2 protein-coding genes are annotated in these 944 nt (G+C 63.7%); both read left to right on the top strand.

Going from position 1 to position 944, the window contains the following annotated elements:
- Window positions 1-597, top strand: a 597-nt coding sequence (locus tag SRAH_RS12805; protein ID WP_045477467.1) for a hypothetical protein, incomplete at its 5' end; no start/stop codon positions are given.
- Window positions 598-695: 98 nt separating this feature from the next.
- Complete coding sequence (locus SRAH_RS11710) at window positions 696-908, top strand: hypothetical protein (RefSeq protein ID WP_029463518.1); 213 nt, start codon at window positions 696-698, stop codon at window positions 906-908.
- Window positions 909-944: the final 36 nt, after the last annotated feature.

Genomic DNA, 944 nt, shown 5'->3' with positions numbered 1-944 from the left:
CAGTTCAGCAAGCAGATCTGGGCGGCCCACGCCAGCGGCGCGGTGCAGCAGAGCCTCGGGCCGGAGGCGGTGCTGGCAGGGGGTGTGGTGGCAGCCTTCCGGCTGTCGGCTGCGGGCTTTGGGCTGGGCACGGGCTTTGATGCGGCAGGGCAGTACTGGCAACACGGCAACGTGCGGCCCGAGCAGAGCCTGGTGGCGGGAATAACAGGGGCGGGGGCTATCGCCAGCGTTACCAGCCTGCCGACGGCGCTGCGCTTCTACGGCGTTCCGGCTGCTGGCGCAGGTGTGGCCGGGACCAACACGACGTTCAACAACTTCTTCTATGGGGAGGATACGAACATTTGGGCGGCGGGGGGATTGGGAGCGGTATTTGGTGCGGTGGGACCGCGTGTTGGGGCACGGGTAGAGAGTGAGCTCACTCAGATCATCACCAACGCCCCCAGAATTCCCATTACGGGGTCTGCCACGGTTCCACTGCAGAGCAGGTTGCACAATGTGCCTAGGCACGTGGGCAGCACGGTCAGCCACACGGTCAGCAACCTGCCCAGCTTCATCCCCTTGGACAACGGCAGGCAGCCGCTTGGGAGCCAGCCATGATTCGGAAGATTGGCGAACAGATGAGTCGAATCAATGAAGGATACGGTCGATTCATGGACCGCATGTCCAGCGTAGAGACGTTTGGAGCGTTGGTTTTTATGCTTGTGTTGCTCGGCTCGGCCTGGGCCTTCGCTTGGTACGCGCACATCATCGGCCCCTGGGTAGACAACCTCATGGGTTGGGGCCCGCACGACATCGATTCCGAGCGCAAGGTGCAGTGGCGGCGCATGTGGTCCACCGCCATTTGCCTGCCGGGCATGCTCGCCAGCGTAGGGCTGTACCTGCGCAACCGACGCCAGCAAAGGCGGTAGCCCAAGTGCAGTGCAGCCACCGCTTGAGCCACAGCA

Origin of the sequence: Serpentinimonas barnesii, assembly GCF_000696225.1 — a bacterium.
GTDB classification, from domain to species: Bacteria; Pseudomonadota; Gammaproteobacteria; order Burkholderiales; family Burkholderiaceae_C; genus Serpentinimonas; species Serpentinimonas barnesii.
Note: the sequence above shows the minus strand (reverse complement) of the source record. Positions and strands in the feature narration are given on the sequence as shown.

Coding starts and splice junctions, on each gene's coding strand:
- SRAH_RS11710 (WP_029463518.1), top strand. CDS start 696: ATGCTTGTGTTGCTCGGCTCGGCCTGGGCCTTCGCTTGGTACGCGCAC.